At 59.7% G+C, this 20,485-nt stretch carries 15 protein-coding genes; 8 read left to right on the plus strand and 7 right to left on the minus strand.

From position 1 onward, the window contains the following. The first annotated feature begins 768 nt into the window (after positions 1-768). The 4 genes from BM399_RS09185 to BM399_RS09205 all read left to right on the plus strand — a co-directional run bounded on the left by BM399_RS09185 (position 769) and on the right by BM399_RS09205 (position 4,884). Positions 769-1,734, plus strand: coding sequence for a LysR family transcriptional regulator (locus BM399_RS09185; protein ID WP_092867309.1), 966 nt, complete (start codon positions 769-771; stop codon positions 1,732-1,734). An 86-nt stretch (positions 1,735-1,820) separates the two neighbouring features. Continuing rightward, a complete protein-coding gene (locus tag BM399_RS09190; RefSeq protein WP_177228103.1) occupies positions 1,821-2,714 on the plus strand; it encodes a hypothetical protein in 894 nt (297 codons plus the stop codon). Then, complete coding sequence (locus BM399_RS09195; protein WP_092867311.1) at positions 2,711-3,745, plus strand: isopenicillin N synthase family dioxygenase; 1,035 nt, start codon at positions 2,711-2,713, stop codon at positions 3,743-3,745. Before BM399_RS09190 ends, BM399_RS09195 begins: the two co-directional genes overlap by 4 nt. Positions 3,746-3,999: 254 nt before the next feature. Next, entirely contained in the window at positions 4,000-4,884 is an 885-nt protein-coding gene (locus BM399_RS09205) for an alpha/beta fold hydrolase (RefSeq protein ID WP_092867315.1), read from the plus strand. Between the two features lie 90 nt (positions 4,885-4,974). On the opposite strand, the gene BM399_RS09210 is transcribed toward BM399_RS09205, so the two are convergent. From BM399_RS09210 to BM399_RS09240, 6 genes are all read right to left on the minus strand, one after another. Then, a complete protein-coding gene (locus BM399_RS09210) occupies positions 4,975-5,322 on the minus strand; it encodes an XRE family transcriptional regulator (RefSeq protein ID WP_092867317.1) in 348 nt (115 codons plus the stop codon). Positions 5,323-5,904: 582 nt separating this feature from the next. Beyond that, the gene (locus BM399_RS21145; protein WP_177228104.1) at positions 5,905-6,318 is read right to left on the minus strand and encodes a hypothetical protein; all 414 of its coding nucleotides are present in this window, start codon (positions 6,316-6,318) and stop codon (positions 5,905-5,907) included. 68 nt (positions 6,319-6,386) lie between these two features. Next, positions 6,387-9,638, minus strand: a complete 3,252-nt coding sequence (locus tag BM399_RS09220) for an efflux RND transporter permease subunit (protein WP_092867321.1) — start codon at positions 9,636-9,638, stop codon at positions 6,387-6,389. Between the two features lie 13 nt (positions 9,639-9,651). Then, the gene (locus tag BM399_RS09225) at positions 9,652-11,022 is read right to left on the minus strand and encodes an efflux RND transporter periplasmic adaptor subunit (protein WP_244531171.1); all 1,371 of its coding nucleotides are present in this window, start codon (positions 11,020-11,022) and stop codon (positions 9,652-9,654) included. Positions 11,023-11,754: 732 nt separating this feature from the next. Beyond that, positions 11,755-12,369: a pyridoxamine 5'-phosphate oxidase family protein gene (locus BM399_RS09235; protein ID WP_092867325.1), complete on the minus strand. Its 615-nt coding sequence runs from the start codon at positions 12,367-12,369 to the stop codon at positions 11,755-11,757. Positions 12,370-12,398: 29 nt separating this feature from the next. Next, positions 12,399-12,998, minus strand: coding sequence for a glutathione S-transferase family protein (locus tag BM399_RS09240; protein ID WP_092867327.1), 600 nt, complete (start codon positions 12,996-12,998; stop codon positions 12,399-12,401). A gap of 118 nt (positions 12,999-13,116) precedes the next feature. Here BM399_RS09240 and BM399_RS09245 point away from each other — a divergent pair, with 118 nt between their 5' ends. Next, entirely contained in the window at positions 13,117-14,049 is a 933-nt protein-coding gene (locus BM399_RS09245; RefSeq protein ID WP_092867329.1) for a LysR family transcriptional regulator, read from the plus strand. 43 nt (positions 14,050-14,092) lie between these two features. On the opposite strand, the gene BM399_RS09250 is transcribed toward BM399_RS09245, so the two are convergent. Continuing rightward, positions 14,093-15,865, minus strand: a complete 1,773-nt coding sequence (locus tag BM399_RS09250) for an arylsulfatase (protein WP_280140545.1) — start codon at positions 15,863-15,865, stop codon at positions 14,093-14,095. Between the two features lie 179 nt (positions 15,866-16,044). On the opposite strand from BM399_RS09250, the gene BM399_RS09255 reads away from it, so the two are divergent. The 3 genes from BM399_RS09255 to BM399_RS09265 all read left to right on the plus strand — a co-directional run bounded on the left by BM399_RS09255 (position 16,045) and on the right by BM399_RS09265 (position 20,331). Continuing rightward, entirely contained in the window at positions 16,045-18,429 is a 2,385-nt protein-coding gene (locus BM399_RS09255; RefSeq protein ID WP_244531172.1) for a tetratricopeptide repeat protein, read from the plus strand. A gap of 213 nt (positions 18,430-18,642) precedes the next feature. Beyond that, a complete protein-coding gene (locus BM399_RS09260; protein ID WP_092868139.1) occupies positions 18,643-19,035 on the plus strand; it encodes a hypothetical protein in 393 nt (130 codons plus the stop codon). Positions 19,036-19,368: 333 nt separating this feature from the next. After that, complete coding sequence (locus BM399_RS09265) at positions 19,369-20,331, plus strand: alpha/beta hydrolase family protein (RefSeq protein ID WP_244531225.1); 963 nt, start codon at positions 19,369-19,371, stop codon at positions 20,329-20,331. Positions 20,332-20,485 lie beyond the last annotated feature (154 nt).

Raw genomic sequence — 20,485 nt, forward strand, 5'->3', positions numbered from 1 at the left:
CCGCCGGACACGGAACCGATAAGGTCCTCCGCAAATCGTGGTGGATGCGGATAAGGCGCTTCGACGGTTGAGCTGATCTGCTTCGAGGCTGAGCCGTTGGCTTTTGAGGCGACCGAATGGGTCCGCTCCTCATCCCAATGCGGTTCTAAAGGCGATTTGCCCGCTCGCCGCGTTTGAAACCGAGCTGACTTCGGCTAATGGGATCGACTGCCAAGGCTGGTTCCGCCGGGAATCCTCGATCGCGACTCAGTCAACACAATATTTCACGGATAGATTACGATAATCATGCTTGCGTTTCGGCTGACGTCCGATCCTGCGGGATTCGTCATTCGAGCGGAAATCCCGGGCGTTATCCAAAACTAAACGAGGAAACTCAGCGCCTCGCGATGCGCGTCCGAGCCACATGCAGATCTCGATTGACAGAGACGTCCATGATCTCCCTGCACTAACTCCCAAATCGATTTGCGCTCGCTTCGGGCCGCACGGATGACAGCGGCTTTCTGCATGAAATTCAGGCGTTCTTTGCACAAGCATTGAGCTTGACGCGATCCATCAATTGCCAAAAGTTGGAGCGTTCACTTGAGCGTCTGCTCTCATCACTCTGGGTGAGCGCTCGACCACGATGAGAGCAGTCGGCCGCACAGAGTCGTCCACTGCATGAATGTCCAGAACGAGCGGGGTAAACCGGCAGACTGCGCCCCAGACGCGAGACAAATCACATGATCCGAGCTGCTCGGATGCGCTAACGCACAGGATAAGCTGTCCTACATGGCCGACGGACTACGCGTATCGAAGAACGGTCAGCTCTTTGCCCGCAATCTCGATTGGAACCTTGTGAAGTTATTCCTCGGCATCGTGCGGTCCGGCGGCATTAGCACGGCTGCACGTGCGCTCAACAAGCAGCAGCCGACAATAAGTGCGGGCCTCAAACGCCTCGAAGATCACGTCGGGGCCCAGCTTTTTGTCAGAACGGCAAGGGGTGTCGCGTTGACACCCGCCGCGCGCTCCTTCCTCAAGTCTGCCGAGGAAATCGAGGTTTTGATATCGGGCCTCCCCGGCGAAGTTGCGAGGTCTTCGGCGAACCTGCAAGGGCTTGTAAACGTGCGCGTGATTTCGGATCTCGTTTCGCCCGAATTCGATCAGGCGATGGTCGCCTTCCATCAGATCAATCCCGACGTTGAAATTCGTCTCGATATTGCGCCGTGGCGCGATGTGGTGCTGTCGGTCAAGGACGGCAGCGCCGATATCGGGATTGCTTGCGCCGCTGTCCCCAGTCCGGAGCTTTGCTATCGCCCACTGATGCGTGAATGGCAGCAGCTTTACTGTGGCCGGGGACATGCTGCATTCGGTCAAGGGATATCGGAACCGGAAATTCTGGCCGACGAGATTTTCGTTTTGACAGGAAAGGATGAGCCAGCGGAGCTCACAGATTTTCGCCAACGGTATGGGCTCGGCGAACGCGCAGGCGCGTCTGCGGAGACGCTGTACGAGGTGAAGCGTCTTATTCAAATCGGGATTGGGATCGGCTTTCTACCGACGGCGGTTGCGGCTGAGGCCGTCGAGTCTGGCGAACTTTGGCCGATGCTCGATCCGGCTATTTTGCCGACGTATCATGTTTTCCTGATCACGCGCGAAGCCAAGCTTAGTGCGCCGGCACGCGCGCTTCTCGACATGACGGACGCGAATTTGAAGCCGTCGACTCCGGGATATAGCGCGGGGCACGTCGAGCCATAGATTTCATCTATGGCTCGCATCGATATGCGGCGGCTTCTGACGATCCCTTGCCGATGTCATGCTGTGTTCACTTTCGTGAGGCGCAGATGGTTGAAGTCAAAGATACACTCGGCTTGTGGGAGCGCTCGCTGATCGCCTGGCCGGACGGTCGAAAAGATACGAGGACGTTCGTCGCATGGCTGCAAGGGCCGAGCCTGTTCGCCGATCTCAGGCAACCGCACAATCCGCCATCGTTTGATGACGTCGCGTGTCTCGACGACTTGCAGCCCGATCATTTCAAATGGCTGGCGCGCCAGGAGGGCTTCGCGGGCCGGTTTGCGAGCGCGGGCGACGCCTTCGAATGGCACCGCATGATGGATTATCAGTGCGCGAGTGACATCGCGGATGCCGGATACCTGAGTTTCTCCGACGGCGTCCTCGTCGAGCGCGGCCGAGACATTCCCTACATCGAGCACTGGCATCAAACATCGCCAAGCACTCGTCCGCACTTCGCGGCGCGAATGCAAGACCAGATGGGCATCGAAGGATTTCTTGTCCAGGTCGGCGATGTTTTCATGTACGCGCGAAACCGGGCCGTAGCGCTTCCCCGCGGAGGTTCGCTTGTCGATCTCGTGAGTGGCTGCTCGCCTGAAGAAGCGCGAACTCTGCTCGATTGCGAAATCTCATTGGGGCGCGTGTGTGGCGGCTCGTGGCTGATCGGCCGATCCAGCCTCCCTTTCCGCGTCAATGCGGATCTCGCACCATCGTTTTCGATCGACGGTGAAAGCATCGCGATCGCGGACATCACCGGGGCCGGCAAGGCGTCAGTGCGAAACTGGAAGATCGTCGAACTCGAAGTCGACGCTCAACAACAAAATTCGGCGACGCATCGAACGGGAAGCTCCGGCTTGACGATACGTTCATGCAGCTTGCCGCCGACAATAAGCTTTAGGGACGACGATCAGGTTTCTTATCCAACGGATTTGCGAGGCAAGAGATGAGCACACCGGAAAACTTCTCGAGTATCCCCATCGTCGATATCACCAAGCTCCGCATCGGCACCCTTGCCGAGCAGAAGGCGGCCGCTGAAGAGCTTGGAAAGGCGGCTCGGGAAGTCGGCTTTGTCTACGTCACGGGCGGCGGCATCGATGAGTCGCTTTTTGACGGTGTTCTCGATGCGACCAAGCGCTTCTTTGCGTTGCCGTACGACGAGAAAATGAAAGTCTACATCGGCAACTCGCGTTGTCATCGCGGCTACGTTCCGGAGGGCGAAGAGGTGTTCGCCTCCGGAACGAAAGACAAGAAGGAGGCTTACGATCTTTCTATGGATTTGCCGGCCGACGATCCGGACTTCGTTTCAGGCAATCCGCTTCTAGGACCTAATCAATGGCCAGACCTGCCGGGTTTCGCCCATGCGGTCGACGACTACTACAGGGCGGTCTTCGCTTTGGGCCGCGTCCTATTGCGGGGCTTCTCGATGGCAATCGGTGAAGAGCCGACGTTCTTCGATCAATACGTCACCAAGCCGCCAAGTCAGTTGCGGCTTATTCATTATCCTTTCGACAAGAGCGCTGAAGATCGCCCTGGAATCGGGGCACATACCGATTACGAGTGCTTTACGCTGTTGAGATCGACGAGCCCCGGACTCGAAGTCATGAACGGCGCGGGCGAATGGATCGACGCCCCTCCCCTTCCCGGCGCCTACGTCGTCAATGTCGGCGATATGATGGAGATCTGGACGAATGGCGAGTTCACGGCAACCTCGCATCGCGTTCGAAAAGTGTCGGAAGAACGCTATTCGTTTCCGCTATTTTTCGCGGCCGACTATGACACGGTTGTCGCTCCGTTGCCGCGTTACGCGACCGGGGAAAAACCGCTGCGCGCTTCTCTGAAGGCAGGCGAACACCTCTTTGCTCAGACAATGCAGAGCTTCACCTATTTGAAAGAGCGTCGTGCGCGCGGCGAGATCGTGTTGCCCGAAGGATCGGCGCCATTGTCGTCGTTCGGACAGGAAGCCCGGCAGAAATATTGACCGATGACGCCAGGGGTCCGTCACGAGTTGTGGCGGACACTCAATCTCGCGCTATAACTCCGGAATGGCGAAGCGAACAAAATCGAGCGATCCGGAGATTTGGTGCGACTTTGCACGACTGTTCGCGGATTTGCGGCGGTAGATCAGCGCCCGCCTTCGCACGTCGCGATAGACGAGCTTACGGCAAATAGGGCTGGTCATGCGCGGCCCGTGGACTAATGTTGTCGTGCCATCCGGAATATTATCGAGCGGCAATGTTTGACGGGTTCAAATCAGAACTGATCGACGTCGGCGACGACGTAAAAATATTCGCGCGCTCCAAGGGCTCGGGACCGCCTCTTCTATTGCTGCACGGTTATCCGCAGACGCACGTTTGCTGGCACAAGATCGCTGAACCTCTGGCGGACCGCTTCACCGTCGTTGCCACTGATCTCAGAGGCTATGGCGCCTCGAGCAGGCCAGTGGAGGGACCAAACCATCTCAATTATTCGAAACGCGCGATGGCCGTAGACCAGGTACGCGCGATGTCGGCACTCGGCTTCGAGCGCTTTTACCTCGCCGGACACGACCGCGGCGGCCGCGTCGCACACCGCCTCGCGCTCGATCATCCCGAGCGCGTCCTTCGGCTTGCCGTCCTCGACATCGCGCCAACGGCAACAATGTACGCGAACTCGAACCGCGACTTCGCCGAAGCCTACTACCATTGGTTTTTTCTCATTCAGCCCTTTGATCTGCCCGAACGCCTCATCGGCGCGGAAGCCGAATTCTACCTGCGCCGAACCTTGAGCAGCTGGTGCAAGACCGACGGGGCGATTACCGATGAGGCCATGGCTGCCTACGTAGCGGCGTTCACCGCGCCGGGCGCTGTTCATGCGGCGTGCGAGGACTATCGCGCGGCGGCGACCATCGATCTCGAGCACGACCGCTCAGACGACCTCGCGTCGCATCGGATCATGGCGCCGATGCTCGTGTTGTGGGGAAGCCGCGGAACGGTGGGACGCCAATTCGACGTACTCGCATGCTGGCGGGAGAAAACGCGCGGCCTCCTCCAGGGCGAAGCGCTCGATTGCGGACACTTCGTTCCCGAGGAAGCACCTCAGGCGACGCTCGCGGCCTTTCTGCAGTTCTTCGCCGATTGACCTGTATCACCTACGAGGAAGAAGCGAGAGCGTACACTGCGCCGCCGGGCGGGGAATTGTGCGCAGAGGCTGACGCGCCAGTCCGCGGTGTCAACCATCCGCTTTGGGCACGACCTTCAGTTCCAGTTCCACTTCCACATCGGGATCGACGATCCAAAGCAGACGAACCAATCGCTCAAGCGAGAACCGGTCGAATTTTCCGTGACGAATGCGAGAAATTTCCGTCTGGCAAATCCCCGTTGCTGCCTCGAGCGCAACGGCCGTTCCCCACTTGGTCTTGACCGACTCTACAATTTGCGCCGCGACCAGCTTCCTCGCGTCATCGAGGCGCGAATTCCACCTTTCATCGATGTTTTCCTCGAACAATGTTCGTTCCTTAGGTTCGAATGCGGATCGTCGCGCGTTGAATCGAGCCGCTGAAATTTGTGCTTTGCTCATGATCAGTCCGGGCTTGCGGTAGGGTGGATTTCACTACGCAACGCTGAGGCGCTGCAGGCACCTCAGCGGGGCTCCCCTTATCCTTTGTCGTATTGAGAGTTGGATCCGCAGCCTCTTGAGCCGGTCGTACAGTCTTTCCGAGTATCGGCATCGCTTCCGGAACGATGGGGCGTGTCAGTGTTCGGCGGCCAGTTCTGTGGAAGGCGATCCGCCTTGTGACAGTACGTTCTCTTGAGAAGATTGTGACAATGCCGATAGGGATGCGCGTCGGCGACAACAAGCCCGCCATAGGAACTTGTTCTATCGCCCATCACCGCACTCTCTGCGGCAAAGGAAAAGGCTCCGCTCCCTAAGATCGAGACGGCCGCGGCAGCTCCCATCAGGAGACCGGCAGAGGAAAATCGTTTCGTTGCACACATCTTGCGATGTCCTCGTTTTGAGATGGTTCACTCAATCGGCGGCGGGCGCGTAAGGCGCACAATGCGATCGCCGAGCGAAGTTCAGTGAGCGGCGGGTTTCAGGCGAAGATCGCGAAACGCTTGCATCGTGCGCGTACGAGCCCGTTGCCACTCATGCTGACGTCTAGTTCAGCAACACAACGGTTCTGAGGGTATCCAGGCGCGGATCGTGCTTCCTCAGATGGACAGCCGCGAGCCGGGATGCGAGGTGGGCTTGCCGCTGCGTACTGGAGCTGAAACGGGCGCGAAAATCTCGTACAACAACCGGCTCTACGCTCGGCCGGCGGACGCAACGCGCTTTAGATTTGGCGACCACCGGAAGGAGCAGCTTATCCTGACAGTGCGGACCGGTGACATGCTGGGTGGATCGCACGTCTTCGAGCGCGGCGCTGCGTTTCACTGCTGGCGTGGCTTGGGCCGGCTTGGCATGGGTGAAGTCGTTGGCGTGCGCGATTTCGATGGCTCTATGGCCGTTTTCTCCCACGCAAAAACGAAGCGGCCCTGCGATGACCGCCGCAGGCAAAATCAAAGCCAGCACGATCGCCGAGATGCATCGGGTCAGCGCTCGCCCAGATCTCGCCCGCAATGAATTATGCCACTTGCATCTCATGTGGAGGCCGCCCCCGAAGAAGCCGCCAACGCTGACGCCGAGGCGTCGCGTTCATCCTTCCGAGCCGATGCACTTCCAAATCTGGCGCAAAGCGCCGGTAGAACCAGCAACGTAAGGATGGTTGCGCTCGCCAGCCCGCCGATGACGACGGTTGCGAGTGGCTTTTGAACTTCGGCACCGGTGCCCGTGGATAGCGCCATGGGGACAAAGCCGAGGGAAGCAACGAGCGCGGTCATGACGACGGGCCGGAGTCGGGTCACCGCGCCTTCGAAAATCGCCTTCTGGCGTTCGACCCCCCGCTCGACGAGCTGATTGATGCTCGTCATCATCACGAGCCCGTTGAGGACCGCGACACCGGAAAGCGCGATAAAGCCAACAGCCGCCGACACCGAGAACGGCATGTCGCGCAACCACAGGGCTATGATGCCGCCCGTTAGCGCAAGTGGAACGGCGGAAAACACCAACAGCGCATCTCGGGGAGAGCCGAGCGCCGAATACAAGAGCAAGAAGATCAAGAAGAAGCACGCCGGGACAACGAGCATCATTCGCTTCTGTGCGGCGGCAAGGTTCTCGAACTGACCTCCCCAGGAAATATAGTACCCCGGCGGAAGTTTGATTTCGCTCGCAACCTTCCCTTGTGCGTCCGCTACGACTGAAGCGATGTCGCGGCCGCGAATGTTGGCCGTCACGACGACGCGCCGTTTGCCGTTCTCGCGACTGATCTGATTGGGACCTTCCGTGAAGGCGAAACTCGCCACCTGTTCGAGAAGGACGGAGGATGTCTTGCCAGAGCCGTCGGGCGGCAGCGACACCGGCAAATGCTTCAGCTTCTCGAGATCCTCGCGCATTCCATCAGGTAAGCGGACGATTATCGGATACCGGCGGTCACCTTCGAAGACGACACCGGCTTCACGACCGCCAATTGCGGCGCCAATCACGTCTTGCACGGCCAGAACACTCAGGCCGAGCCGCGCAATTTCATCCTGATTGATCGCGATTGCGAGGAACGGAAGGCCCGACACCTGCTCGACGCTGATATCCGTCGCGCCGTCGGTGTTTCGCAGGATGGACGCAACCTGATTGGCGGTTCGGAGCATTGGCTCGAACTCTTCGCCGAAGACCTTTACGGCCAGGTCGCCTCGCGCGCCGGCCAAGAGCTCGTTAAACCGCATCTGGATGGGTTGCGAGAATACGAGGTTGTTCCCGGGCTGCTTTTCGATCCCCGCAAGGATCTTTGCCACGAGCGCATCTTTACCGAGCGCCGGATCCGGCCACTCCTTCGCCGGTCTCAGGATGATGAAGGTGTCGGAAACGTTCGGCGGCATAGGATCGGATGCGACTTCCGCCGTGCCCGTCTTCGAGTAAACGAATGCGACCTCGGGGAACTTGCTGACAACTTTCTCCAGCTCGAGTTGCATCTGTTGAGACTGCGAAAGCGATGTACTCGGGATACGGATCGCGTGCATCGCCAAGTTTTTTTCGTCGAGAGTCGGGATGAATTCCTGTCCGAGCTTCGCAAACAGAGAACCGGCAAACACCAGCAGTCCCAACGCACCCACGACAAAGAAGAGAGGCTTCGCCATAGCTCTGCGCAGCAATGGCTCGTAAATGCGTTTGAGGATGCGAACGAAAATGTTTTCCTTTTCCTCGACGCGTTTCGATAGCGCGATGGCGATTGCCGCCGGGACGAAGGTCATCGAAAGTGCAAACGCTGCGACGAGCGCGATGATGAGCGTCAGAGCCATAGGCTCGAACATCTTGCCTTCGATGCCCGTGAACGTGAGCAACGGCACATAGACGAGGATTATGATCGCCTGCCCGTAAACGGATGGCTTGATCATTTCCTCGGCGGAGCGAATGACCGCTTGCAGGCGCTCTTCGAGCGCGAGTTTGCGGCCGAGGTCGCGCTGATGCTCAGCTATTCTGCGCAGCGTATTCTCGACGATAATGACCGCCCCATCGACGATCAGACCGAAATCGAGCGCTCCGAGGCTCATCAGATTGGCGCTGATCTTGGTTTGCACCATCCCCGTTATTGTCAGCAGCATCGCGAGCGGGATGACCAAGGCGGTGATCAGGGCGGCGCGGAAATTCCCGAGCATCAAGAAAAGGACAACGATGACGAGGAGCGCGCCTTCAGCGAGATTCTTACTGACCGTCGCGACCGTGGCGTCGACCAACAGCGTGCGATTGAGAACGGTTTGCGCCTCGACGCCAGGCGGAAGGCTTTGACGAACGTCTTGCATCTTGGCGTCTACGGCGGCCGCGACCGTGCGGCTGTTACCGCCGATCAGCATGAGCGCGGTTCCCACGACCACTTCCTGGCCATTTTCGCTGGCGCTGCCGGTCCGGATCTCGCGACCGATGCCGGTCGCCGCCACATCCTTGATGCGAATTGCGACGCCACCACGGGTCGCGACGACCACGTTGGCAATCTGCTCGGGCGTGGTCAGGCGTCCCGTGCTGAGAACTGCGAAGCCTTCACCGTTTCTCTCGACGTAGCCGGCGCCCCGATTGACATTGTTTTGTTCGAGCGCCTGCGCGATATCGGCGAACGACAGTTTCAGGGCCGTAAGGCGTGCGGGATCGGGCTGCACGACGTACTGCTTCTCATAGCCCCCAATGACATCGATACCTGCAATACCCGGCACCGTGATCATCTGCGGGCGAATGATCCAATCCTGCACTGTCCTCAGATAAGCGGCACGCTCAACGTCAGTCGTCAGCCGCTGGCCCTCGGGCGTGATATAGCTGCCGTCGCTTTGCGGACCCGGCCTTCCGTCATCGACGTGCACGGAACCTGCCGGGGCGTATTGCACGGTCCACATGTAGATCTCGCCGAGCCCCGTCGAGATGGGTCCAAGCTTGGGTGTTATGCCGTCAGGAAAATTCTTTTCGGCTTCCCGCAGGCGTTCGCTGACCTGCTGGCGCGCGAAATAGATATCCGTTCTCTCCGAAAAGATGGCCGTGACCTGAGAGAACCCGTTCCGCGACAGCGACCGCGTGTATTCAAGTCCGGAAATGCCCGCGAGCGCGGTCTCGATCGAGAAGGTTATCTGCTTCTCGATATCGACCGGTGAGAGCGACGGCGCGATCGTATTGATTTGCACCTGGTTGTTCGTGATGTCGGGAACGGCGTCGATAGGCAGCTTATCAAGCGAATAGACGCCGTAAGCCGCGGCCGCGAGCGTCAGCATCACGACCAGCCAACGCTGATGAACCGAAAAAGAGAGCAGTCGAGCGATCATTTCATGATCCTATTCAATGGTCGTGCGCTGCTTCGGACTTCCCAAGCTCGGCCTTGAGCAAGAAGGTGTTCGCCACTGCGATCGGCTCGCCGGCTTTCAACCCGGACAGGACCTCGACCGCCTTTCCGTCGTCCTCGCCGACCGTAATTTCGCGGGCTTCGAACCCTTCCGGTGTCCGAACGAACACGCGCGTTTTGCCTTCGATCGTCTGAAGCGCCACTTTTGGGATCACCAGCTCGGCTCTCTTTTCGGAGAGGGCGATATCGGCGGTCACGAACGAGCCGGGACGCCAAGCGCCGTCGCCATTGTCGACCGACGCGATGACGCGAGCCGAACGCGTATCCTGATTGAGCACGGGACTTGTGAAGATGATGGTGCCCTCAGACTTATCCGTTCCCTCGATGGTGAGCTGCTGTCCCTCTCTGATCAAAGGCAGATCCTGAGGCGATACCGTCAATTCCACCCAGACCTTCGAAAGGTCCGCGAGGGCATAGAGTTCGTGCACCTGGCCTTCCCCACCCATCGGCGTGCCGATATCGACGAGCTGCTCGACGATGCGGCCGCTAATGGGGGCCTTGATCTCATAGCGCTCGAGACCCGTTGTCTCCTGGGCCGCGTCGGCCAGCTTCGCGATTGCCTCCTCACCGACGCCCAGCGCGGAAAGCTTTTGCTTTGCGACGTCGCGGCGGACCTGTGTTTCCCGAAAGGTCGCATCCGCGCGAAGAACGCGCTGCTCAGACGAAACCTGCTTCTCCCAAAGCGTCTTTTCGCGTTGGTAGAGCGTCTCCTGCAGTCTGAAATTTACGATGGCCGCGATGTATTCGCTTTTGGCATCGGCGACCTCGCGGCTGTCGAGGATCGCAATGACCTCGCCTGCTTGCACCAAATCGCCGAGGCCCTTTCTGAGTTCGGCAACCGTGCCGACAACCTTGGAAGGCACGCGGCCCACACGATTGCGATCGGGAATGATGGTTCCCGGAACGCGCAGATGCGCGCGAAGGACGCCGGATTCGGCCGGTTGAACGGAAATCTTGGATTGAGCGATTTGCTCGGCGGCGATTGCGAGCCTTTCACTTCCTTCCTCATGGCCGCTCTCGTGCCCACTCTCATGACCGCTGTCATGACCGCTCTCTGGCTCACCACCACTCTCGACCGCCGACGCGTGGTCGTGGTCATGCCCGTGCCCGTGGTGATCCTCTTCCGCATGCACGGATCGAGCTTGTGATTCCGGTCCGATGACATTCTTCAAATCGAGCTGAAAGCTGCCCTTTTGAAAAAAGTACACACCGACGACCGTGCCGACGAGAATACCGCCGGCGACGAGACCAAGTCGCTTCATAACGAGACAATCCATGCCGAACGCCGCGCTGATTTCAGAGCGCACGCCCAAGCTTCAATTTTTTCAGAGGATGGAGGATCTGCCCGCGCGATCGCGCAGGCCAAAGCGCTTACGCGCTGACGCCAAATCGGGGTGGCTTTTGAAGAGGGTCCGGCTCGCAGGACGCCCCGAGCGCATCAAAGTAAGCCGCATAGCGGACGCGCGTGCCGGCAAAATAAGCGGACTTGTAGCAAGACCGCGTCGGCAATGCTTGGAGGAGACACGGGCAACTACAAGGGTGATCCTCTAGCCCACCAATCGGTGAGGTGTCACCATCGGAGCTGTTCTGCGCCTCGACATCAACGGAATTGGCCGCGCTCATCGCGATGTGGGATTTCTGACCATCGAAATGAGGTGTCGCGTGCGACGCCGAAATCGGAACGCCAGCAAACAAGATCAACGCGGCCAAAAGCGCTTTCACGAACTGACCCGCACGGGACCGCATGCCGACACGCGCACGGGCATGACGCACGCCGCGTGTGAGCCGATGGATGTCCTGTGTCGAACCGTTCATTGGCGGCAAATTGGTTTCTGATGGTGGCGAAGTCAAGTCGATCGCAAAAGAGCAATAGCAGAAAGCAGGCTCGCGCCTCATTTGACGCGGGTCTGTTTTATTCAGGCCACTATTGGTTCGGCGACATTGACGACAGACGTCAACTCAATTGACGCCCATTGCCAATTTCATCGACGGCTACGGGCAACATTCTCAACCGGCCCGCGACAGGGAACTTCGAAGGTTCATTCGCCCCGCTTGCCACTGGTACGCGCGAGTTCGCTCTCGAGCTCTCCGATGCGCTGCCGGAGCTGCTGCACGAGGGTCTCCACATCCTCTACCGGGATCAGTCGCGGGATGTGTTGCGGGCAGTTGCGGTCCCACGCTTCGATCGTGAACAGAATGACCCTTTCGGCAATCGCATTCCCCTGAGCCGGACGCATCTGGGCCAGAAGGTCATCATCATTTTCGATTATCCGCACGCTGCCCCAGATCTTCACCCTCCGGCGGCGTGCGTAGTCCATCACGAAGATGAAGGCGCGCGGATTCTCTGCAAGGTTCCCGGCGGTAATATATTGGCGGTTGCCGGAGAGGTCGGCGAACCCCAGCGTGCGGTCATCGATGACTTTCAAAAATCCTGGCTGTCCGCCGCGATGCTGGATGTAGGGCTGGCCAGCCGCGTTTGCCGTTCCAAGGTAGAAGGAGCGCGTTGCCGCCAGAATCGCGGCGAGATCGGGCGTCACCGTGCTCGGCCAGCCGCGACCTCGCTCCATCGCCTCGAATTGGCCGCGCGAGCCCAGCCGTCGCTGTTCGGCTTTCACGGCCTCAGAAAACGCAACGTCGGACGCGCGGCTGTTCATCCTCACACCCATTCAAATGCACGCAGAAATCAGATGGCAGGCATTCCTATGAAACCCGGCAGTGCCTTTATGCGGTCGACCCAGGCGCGGATCGCGGGGAAGTCGCCGAGCGACAAGCCTCCCTCGTGGCCCAAGGCGACGTAAGGCATGCAGGCGATATCGGCGATGGTCGGGCGGCCCAGGGCCAACCACTGCTCATTCGACAAGTGCGCTTCCAACAGGGCGTAGACTCGATGCGCCTTCTTGCGAGCGAGGCCGACGTCCAGATCGTAGCCGAACTTATCGTGCAGTCGCGCATCGTTCGGCCCACGCGCGATTTCGTTCCCGGCGGTCATCAGCCACTCGAAAACACGCGCAAGTCCGGCAGGCTCGATCGGCAGCCAGCTCTCTCCGCCCCACTTGCGTGCGATATAGACGAGAATGGCTTGGCTATCGCGCAGCACCACGTCTCCATCCTGGAAGATGGGGATCTCGCCGAACGGATTGAGCGAGAGCAATGGTGGTTTCTTGTGCTCACCGCCAAGGAAATCGACCGGCACAATCTGCAACGGTACGCCGAGCAGGCTGGCGAGAAGGCGCACCTTGTAGCAGTTTCCCGAAAGCTCAAGGTCGTAAAGTTTCGTCGTCATGGCGCAAAATCCTCCCGCCGGAAATCATTGACCCGCCGCTCGCAGACTCCCGCATTCGCGCTATTTCTGCTAGTGGGTAAGTTCAGTAAGGATATTTCCATTTTTCGGAAGACTGGTCATGGATCGTCTGCGTGCGATGGCTGCGTTCGTAGCGGTGACGGAAGCCGGCAGCCTGTCGGCTGCGGCCCGAGCGCTCGGCGAACCGCTCACAAACCTCAGCCGAATGATCTCTCAGCTCGAAGCACACCTCGGCTGCACTTTGCTTCACCGGTCGACGCGGCAGATGGTGCTCACGCCAGCCGGCAGCGAATACCTGGATACGTGCCGCAGTGTTCTCGACACGGTCGCAATGGCGGAGAGACGCATTGCCGGCCAGGCGGACGAGCTATCGGGTGACCTCGCCTTGACGGCGCCCGTACTCTTCGGACGCATGTTTATGGTGCCGCTGCTCGCGCGGTTCTTGGCTGATTATCCGCGCATCAATGCACGTCTGTTGCTGGTCGATCGCGTGGTCGACCTTCTCGAGGAGGGAATCGATATTGCGCTGCGCATCGGCGAATTGCCGGACTCTGCGCTTCTTGCGACGCGCGTGGGTTCGTTGCGCCTCGTGACCTGTGCGGCGCCAGCCTATTTGGAGCGTTGCGGCACGCCCTCGGCACCCGCGGCCCTCACCCAGCACGATTGCGTAACGTTTGCCAATCTTCCTGGTGGAACGCGCTGGATTTTCAGAAGCCGCCGCAATGGCCGCAAGGCGGTACGTGTGCGCTCCCGTTTGTCCGTCAATACGGCCGACGCCGCCGTTGCGGCAGCGACTGCGGGTATCGGCATCACGCGCGTTCTCTCCTATCAAGCAGAGGACGCGTTGCGCGAGGGGCGGTTGCTGCCAATCCTGGACCGCTTCGAGGACACCGAAATCCCAGTGCAACTCGTTTATAGCCCGACGTCTTCAAGCAACGCTCGTGTGCGGTCATTCGTGACGTTTGCCGCCGAGAAGCTGCGGTTATTGCCGCACGCTTCATTGCGTAAGAAGCATGCACGCCTTGTCCGCTAGCAGCGCTGCGGGCGCTTCGTCACATAGCGCTCGTCTCAGTCAGCTAGTCGCTCGGATGGTTGGCGTGAGCTTTCTTAACCTGATCCAGGATTCCACTGAGGTTGTAGGACTCGGGCGCCTGCAGCGGTGGATACTTGTCGTAGGACTCGAGGTGGTGCAGCCACAGCTGTTGGCCGATGGGCAGCATGTTCCAATCGTACTGGAACGCGGTCGCCGGAGCGCCCAATGCGCCGCCAAGGCTCATGGCTGACTTCTGTTGGATGCCGACCGCCTGCTCGAACGGGTCGCGCTTGATGTTTTGTACCAGGGTGAAGTGGAACGGGATGAGCGGCAGAATCCAGCCGGACGGCCCCGGTTGCGACATGGTGTAGTACATCTTCCAATTCTTGTAGCGCACCGCGGACGGCGTCGCGCCTGAATAGTAGAAGAAGAAGTCACGTGCCGATTTCGCGGATTTGCCTTCGAGCATGTTGGTCTGGTCGAAGCCGTCGAGTGTCGTCTTGACGATGCCGGGATACTGCCCTGCTTCGATTTGCTGCTTCAGCCCATCCCCCTTGGGTCCGCCGGCAATGTCGACCAACGTCGGCACCCAGTCGAGAGCCGCAAACAATTGGTTGTTGACCGTGCCCGGCTTGATAACGCCGGGCCAGCGGATCACCATCGGCGCGCGATAGCCGCCCTCCCAAGCCTCGCCTTTCTGGCCCTTGAAGGGGGTAACGCCGCCATCCGGGAAGCTGATGGCCTCAGCGCCATTATCGGTAGTGAAGACCACGATGGTGTTGTCGAGCTGGCCCATGTCTTCCAGCTTCCTGAGCACGACGCCGACATTGTCGTCGAGCTGCTTCATGCCGGCTTCATTCACGCCCCAGTCCTTGCCGCCGCGCTCGCCCACCATGGCTTCGTATTTCGGCGACAGCACGGTCACGACATGCATGCGGGCCGGGTTGTACCAAACAAAGAAGGGCTTGTTGGTCTTCTTCGGGTCGTTGCGGTCGAGGAAGTCGACCACCTTGTCCGAGATTTCCTCGTCCACCGTCTTGGAACGCTCAAGCGTCAGCGGTCCTTCGTCGGAACACATCTGGTTGCGCTCGGTGCCGTCGGAAGATTTGCACAACAGCACATTCCGCGGCGGCGTCAGGCAGGTCGTGGTCTTGGGGTCCACCGCGCCCGGCACCTCCGCGATGCCGGGGATCGGCGTGTTGCGGCAAGGCGGCGCGACGGTCTGGGTGTCTGGATTCTTGTTGATGTCCGGGAAGCTCACCTGCTGCATGGCATCGAGGTGATAGAGATAGCCCCAGTACTCCTGGAAGCCGTGTGCCGTTGGAAGCGCTGCGGTGTGATCGCCCAGATGGTTTTTGCCGAATTCGCCTGTGGTGTAGCCAAGGTCGAACAGAAACTTCGCCAACGCCGGCGTGCCGGGCTGCAGATAGGACGGGCTGCCGGGCAGTTGTGGAGGGATCATGCCTGTGCGCAGCGGATACATGCCGGTGAAGAAGGCGTTGCGACCGGAGGTGCAGCTCTGCATGGCCACATAGTCGGTGAACATCGCACCTTCCTTGCCGATGCGGTCGATGTTCGGCGTTTCTCCAACCATCACGCCGCGATGGTAGATGCTCGGCTGCATCCAGCCGATGTCATCGCCCATGATGAACAGGATGTTGGGCTTCTTCACTTGTGCCGAGGTCTGCTGTGCTGGGGCCTGCTGTGCCGTGGGCTGCTGTGTCGTTGGCTGCTGTGCCGATGCCTGCGAGCCGATCATAGACAGCGCACACAGTAGCGTGACGAAACCGATCCCGATTTTTTGAGAGATATGCATGTTTGGCGCTCCTTCAACTGAGGATGCAGCGCACCTGCCCGCACACCGAAAGTCGAAGCTGCCCAAGTTCACGCACACGCGCAATCGACGAGGATTTAGTTCGTAAATAGGTTCTATACAGTGTGCTGATTATCATATCGGGCGGCAGCGATGATGCAGCCAAGCGTGGCGGTACTCTTATGCTCAGACGCGATATGAACCACTCGGCGTGTTCTATTCGATGGCGCAGTGCTGCAAGAGCTTCATGGCTGATCCTGACCTATCTCGCATTGTCGCTGACTGTGAATTTCTGGCTGGAAACGCCTCGATCACATGCGGAAGAGGCGCAGGTGAAACCGACCGATCCGGTTGCGCATCCCGATTTCGCCGGATCAAACCGATGCGCGCAATGTCATGCAGCCGAGCATAACGACTGGCTTAGCTCGCAACACGCTGTGGCTATGCAGGAGGCGACCGAGCAAACTGTGCTTGGACGCTTCGATGGCACTACGTTCAGCAATGAAAATGTCACGAGCAAATTTTACAAAAGTGACGGCAAGTTTTGGGTCCGGACCGATGGGCCTGACGCGGCACTGGGCGACTTCGAGATCAGCTACACGTTTGGCGTCTGGCCGCTACAGCAGTATCTCATCAAGCTTCCAGGCGGGCGGTTTCAAGCGCTCGGCATTGCGTGGGATGCGCGATCGAAGGAAGACGGCGGTCAGCGCTGGTTTCATCTCTATCCAGATCGCAAGTTGAAGGCCGGGGATCCGCTGCATTGGACCGGCATCGATCAAAACTGGAATTACCAGTGTGCGTGGTGCCACTCGACCAACATCAAGAAGAATTACGATCAGACGAGCGGGAGTTTTCGCACGACCTGGTCCGAGATCAGCGTCGGATGCGAAGCCTGCCACGGTCCCGGCTCGGAGCATGTGGCTTGGGCGACGAGGTCAAACGGATGGCAGCAATCCGATCAGCGCGGCAAGGGATTTGCGCAAACCTTCGACGAACGCAAAGGCGTGACGTGGCCAATGGATGCGAGTGGGCAGGCTCACCGCTCGGCGCCTCGTACATCGGCCAACGAGATTCATGTTTGCGCCGGCTGTCATTCGCGGCGCCAACAGTTCTCGGATGATCCTGGCAGCGTTGGCCGCCTGTTTGACGCCTTCCGGCCGTCGCTGCTGGAAGACGGGCTCTATCATGTCGACGGCCAGCAGCGCGATGAGGTCTACAATTACGGATCATTTCTCGAGAGTCGCATGCATTCCGCAGGCGTCACCTGCTCCGACTGTCATAACCCGCACACGGGCAAGCTTCGCCAAACCGGAAATTCGCTCTGCGGGCAGTGCCATGAGCCTGAGCGATTTGACGTCAGTGCGCATCATCACCACGCGCCGAATTCAAAGGGCGCTGAATGTGCCGCATGCCATATGCCGGTCACCACATACATGGGCATCGATGGCCGCCGTGATCATTCAATCCGCATTCCTCGCCCCGATCGAACGGTGCTGCTCGGAACGCCCAACGCTTGCAATCAATGCCATACGGACAAGAGCGCCAAGTGGGCCATGGATGCCGTCAAGGCTTGGTATCCTTCGCCGAAACCGGGCTTCCAAGATTTCGCTGAAGCCTTCGATCGTGGCGACTGGGGAGCCCCTGGCGCTCAACCCGGTTTGATCGGAATTGCAAAAGCGAGCACCGAGGCACCTATCGCACGCGCAAGTGCGATTGCGAGGCTTCGACGATTTCCCTCGCCTCAGGTCCTGGACTTCGCGGCGAGCTCCTTGAAAATCGATGATCCGCAAATTCGAGCAGCGGCCGTGTCGGTGATTGCCGGGGCGGCCCCCGAGACGCGCCGGTCTCTACTCGCGCCTTCGCTGAGGGACGAGACGCGCTTGGTTCGTATGGATGCCGCTCGCGCCATTGCCGGAGAAGCGGAACAGAATTTGTCGGCCGATGATCGCGCCTCATTCGAGAAGGCGCTCGCCGAATATATCGATGCCCAAATGTTCAATGCGGAACGGCCGGAGTCGCATGCCAATCTCGGTACGCTTTATCGCGACCGCGGCAAGCTAAGCGACGCCCGAGCCGCGTTCGCAAGGGCGATCGAGATCGATCCAACCTTCGTCCCGGCAGTCATCTCGTTAGCCGAACTGAAGCGAGGGCAGGACGACGAGATTGGCGCTGAAGCGGTGTTACGCAAATCGCTCGACGGAAATCCCCGTTCCGGCGGGTTGTGGCACGCGCTCGGTCTCAGTCTCATTCGTCAGAAGCGCCTGCCCGAAGCGATGGCTGCTCTTGCGAAGGCTGCTGAGCTTGCTCCCGAAGATCCGCGCTTCAGCTACGTTTATGGAGTCGCACTTCACGATACCGGCAAGCCGCGAGAAGCGGTGGAGGCGCTGAAGAGCGCGCTCACGCGTCACCCGTACGATCGCGATATCTTATGGGCTCTCGCGAAATACGAGATCGAGGCCGGCGACGATGCATCGGCACTCGCCCGCGCGGAACTCCTCAATCACCTCGAACCGGAGCGTTCAGATATTGCCCAGCTGCTCGGAGAGCTGAGGCAACGAACTCGCTAGCGGTGCCGAGCTGCCCCTTCCCGCACTGCCTGAACTTCCGTGGTGACGCGAACATGCCACACCGCCCTGACAAGCGGCTTCAACGGGGATCAGTTTGGGCGGATTGGGTTGTACGGACACATCCCAAATGCAGTATCGAGAATGATCTGTCCACGGAGCGGGCACAAAGGTCCGCGTGGCTATCTTCTGACGATTGGGAAGGGGGAGCAGCATATGAGAAAATTGCTTTCGCTCATCGCGCTGAGCTGCGCGATGGCCATTGCATTTGGGGCTAATGTTCCGCAGGCGCGCGCCGCGGTATTGATGACCAACATTTCGGCGTTGAAGGCGGAGCAATCCGCAACGGTTCAACAAGCGCGCTATCGCTGCTGGTGGCGTAACGGGTATCGCCACTGCGGTTACAGGCACCATCGCTGGAATCATCGCTACGGGTATCATCACGGCTGGCGGCATCGGCATTGGCGCGACCGGTACTGGCGCCACCGCTATTATTATCGCCATCACCAGCAGTATCGCCGGCACTATTATTACAACTCGTATCAGCCGGCTTACCGGCGCCATGCTTATCCGCGGTACGGCTACTGCATCGGCGTATGCTGGTGGTAAACCGGGCGTCTAGCGAATAGCGATCACGAGCGCCGGGCCATGTCCCGGCGCTTTCTTTTTGTGAGATCGGCCGCGCTCGCAGGCGAGCGTGAAATGCGGAGATTGTGCGACCGTCCGTCGCCGCGTCAGCAACGCACCTGATCAAAAATGATCAGTAAATACGGGCTTCGGTGCATGAGTTCGGGGTGTGTCGCCTGTGCTCTTGACGCGCGCGCCATACGGCTTTCCAATGCCACTGCAAAGACGCGGTGGCGCGGGGAACTTTTAATGACTTTCGTAAGGGGAACTTTTCTGTCCCGCTTGTCGGACAGATCGGGCCAGCTTGTGAATAAAATGTTGATGGCCGCGATGATGCTGGCCGTCGCACTCTGCGGATCGGCGAACGCGGCCGAGCAGCAATTCGGCGCTTTCGGGCCCGAGGGTTCGCGCATGCGCGAGCAGCTTTGGATCCTGCCAAGCGGCGAAGAAGGACGCTCGCTACGCGCGACGGTGTTCCGCCCCGAGGACGAAGCGTCGGAGCCCAATAAGAAATATCCGCTCGTGGTCATCAATCACGGCACCGACGAAGCGACGCGCCTCGCCGTCGCCATGCCGGTTTACTACTGGCTATCCCGTTGGTTCGTCGAACGCGGCTACGTCGTCGTGCTTCCGCAGCGTCGCGGTCACGGCGCCACCGGCGGCGCTCTCTCGGAGTCCATCGGCTCCTGCCAGCAACCGAACCATTACGCCTCCGGCAACATCGCAGCCGACGATATCGCCGCGACCGTCAATTACATGACCCAACAGCCGTTCATCGCGCAGAAGGCGACGATTGTTGCGGGTATCTCGACCGGCGGATGGGCATCGTTGGCTCTCGCTGCACGCAATCTTCCGCAGGTGCAGGGCGTCGTGAATTTCGCGGGGGGCCGCGGCGGTCACGCGTACGGACGGTCCAATGCCATTTGCGGCAAGCCGGAATTGGTCGCGGCGGCGCACAAGTACGGCGGCACGGCGCGCGAGCCGAGCATCTGGTTTTATTCCGAGAACGACAGCTATTTCGGCCCGGCCCTCGCACAGGAACTGGCACAAGCCTGGAACGGCGCGGGCGGCAATGCGGAAGAGCATATCCTTCCTGCCTACGGCAACGATGGCCATTCCATTGCCGACGATCGCCAGGGCTGGGACATCTGGGGCCCAAGTCTCGATGCTTTCCTAACGAAAGTTCGTGGCGGTCAGCTGGAAGTCGCAGCAGAGCATCAGCCGTCGTCACCGCCGGTCGAGACTTCGGCAATCGCCACCACCGGGGCGACACGCTAGCGGAGCGCCCCGCTCCCCCGTTTTGTCCGCTGCAATGACGATGCGGCCCCGGGGGTTGGGCATCTGGACCTATCGACAAGCAGTAGCTCCGGCCTTAGCCTGACCGTTCGTTCGTGAAATTCCGAGAAAGCCGACGCGACAGCGCACGGGTCCG

This window comes from Hyphomicrobium facile, from assembly GCF_900116175.1.
GTDB lineage: Bacteria > Pseudomonadota > Alphaproteobacteria > Rhizobiales > Hyphomicrobiaceae > Hyphomicrobium_B > Hyphomicrobium_B facile.

What these genes read in the sequence shown, in the direction of transcription:
- BM399_RS09185 (WP_092867309.1), top strand. Translation starts at nt 769, where the DNA reads ATGGCCGACGGACTACGCGTATCGAAGAACGGTCAGCTCTTTGCCCGC.
- BM399_RS09190 (WP_177228103.1), top strand. Translation starts at nt 1,821, where the DNA reads ATGGTTGAAGTCAAAGATACACTCGGCTTGTGGGAGCGCTCGCTGATC.
- BM399_RS09195 (WP_092867311.1), top strand. Translation starts at nt 2,711, where the DNA reads ATGAGCACACCGGAAAACTTCTCGAGTATCCCCATCGTCGATATCACC.
- BM399_RS09205 (WP_092867315.1), top strand. Translation starts at nt 4,000, where the DNA reads ATGTTTGACGGGTTCAAATCAGAACTGATCGACGTCGGCGACGACGTA.
- BM399_RS09210 (WP_092867317.1), bottom strand. Translation starts at nt 5,322, where the DNA reads ATGAGCAAAGCACAAATTTCAGCGGCTCGATTCAACGCGCGACGATCC.
- BM399_RS09220 (WP_092867321.1), bottom strand. Translation starts at nt 9,638, where the DNA reads ATGATCGCTCGACTGCTCTCTTTTTCGGTTCATCAGCGTTGGCTGGTC.
- BM399_RS09235 (WP_092867325.1), bottom strand. Translation starts at nt 12,369, where the DNA reads ATGAACAGCCGCGCGTCCGACGTTGCGTTTTCTGAGGCCGTGAAAGCC.
- BM399_RS09240 (WP_092867327.1), bottom strand. Translation starts at nt 12,998, where the DNA reads ATGACGACGAAACTTTACGACCTTGAGCTTTCGGGAAACTGCTACAAG.
- BM399_RS09245 (WP_092867329.1), top strand. Translation starts at nt 13,117, where the DNA reads ATGGATCGTCTGCGTGCGATGGCTGCGTTCGTAGCGGTGACGGAAGCC.
- BM399_RS09250 (WP_280140545.1), bottom strand. Translation starts at nt 15,865, where the DNA reads ATGCATATCTCTCAAAAAATCGGGATCGGTTTCGTCACGCTACTGTGT.
- BM399_RS09255 (WP_244531172.1), top strand. Translation starts at nt 16,045, where the DNA reads ATGCTCAGACGCGATATGAACCACTCGGCGTGTTCTATTCGATGGCGC.
- BM399_RS09260 (WP_092868139.1), top strand. Translation starts at nt 18,643, where the DNA reads ATGAGAAAATTGCTTTCGCTCATCGCGCTGAGCTGCGCGATGGCCATT.
- BM399_RS09265 (WP_244531225.1), top strand. Translation starts at nt 19,369, where the DNA reads ATGTTGATGGCCGCGATGATGCTGGCCGTCGCACTCTGCGGATCGGCG.